This is a genomic window from Marinobacterium profundum (assembly GCF_001528745.1).
Taxonomy (GTDB): domain Bacteria; phylum Pseudomonadota; class Gammaproteobacteria; order Pseudomonadales; family Balneatricaceae; genus Marinobacterium_A; species Marinobacterium_A profundum.
In genome coordinates this window covers 1-1,038 of the sequence record NZ_BCNS01000064.1, presented here as the reverse complement: position 1 = coordinate 1,038, position 1,038 = coordinate 1, and the positions used below count along the sequence as shown (strand labels likewise).

General features: G+C 62.9%; 2 protein-coding genes. One reads left to right on the top strand and one right to left on the bottom strand.

What is annotated here, in order from left to right:
• A partial coding sequence (locus tag MPRO_RS03175; protein WP_067286861.1) for a CIS tube protein occupies positions 1–656 on the bottom strand: 656 nt, incomplete at its 3' end.
• 159 nt (positions 657–815) lie between these two features.
• Between MPRO_RS03175 and MPRO_RS26140 the strand changes: the two genes are divergently transcribed.
• Positions 816–1,038, top strand: a 223-nt coding sequence (locus MPRO_RS26140; RefSeq protein WP_216821225.1) for a hypothetical protein, incomplete at its 3' end; no start/stop codon positions are given.

Genomic DNA, 1,038 nt, shown 5'->3' with positions numbered 1-1,038 from the left:
TAATCAATGTTATTGGCAGCCGCCAGCCCAGGCCCCAGGGCTGCATCCCCGTAATAGCGGTAGGCCAGCTGATCCAGTCTTTCCCCACCCTGAGCGGCAGCGCCACCCACGACCTCATGCACCATCGCTTGCCGCGGGCCACCTGAGGGCACCGCTGATCTCAGGTCCATAGCGGGCACAGGCTTATGCGGCTGTACCACGGGATCCAGAGTACGCAGCAAACGCAAACGTAACCAGGAGCGACGCGGTACGCCCAAGGCTGTAAACGACTCGAGGCGTTCCGCCACGGCACTGACTACACCGGGGAAATTCCAGCTTTTACCCCAGACAAACCGGCACAGCGGCGGTTTGCCATAATGGCCCTGACGGCGATTTTCAGCCAGGTCCCACAAGGGCCCGGTAAGGTCTCGAACATCCTCGCTGCTAACCGATGACCCCGCCAGTGACACATCAAACAGCAGATCGAGGGTCAAATCGGTATGGCCACCACCGGAAAAAAATAACGGATCATCAGCAAGTTCGGAGCCCGCCACCAGCCCTCCGCCGCACTGGCGGGACTGGATACCCGCCTCGCGGCGCAGCAGGATACTCTCGGGGTTTAGCAGGCAACCCAGACGCTCCCCGGTGTCTTCAATGAGAAAGGCTACACGTTCCAAAATCCACCTCGTTGCTCAATATCCAGAGTGCGCTTGCGCTGCATCACACGCTCCTGCTGTTGTGTCATTCGCAACGCCTCAGACCGGGACGGGCCCGCCTGACCCGCCGCTTCGTCGGGCAGACGAGGCCAGGAGCTCGGTTTTCCCTCCCGGGGCTCGGTGACTGAATCCGACTCGTCAGCTAACCGCGGCCAGAGCGGCACAGAAACAGCGGGCCGGCTGTATGCCTCACTGACGAACGCCGCTGTCTGCTGTACTGCTGGCACCTCGTTCACCACTGGCGCCTCTGCGTCGCATGCCCGCGCCCGCGTTCTGGCCGAGCCCTCCCACGCCAGTCACACGTTGCCGTTCGGGGGCAATCGACGCCCCGGCGGCTGCCGGC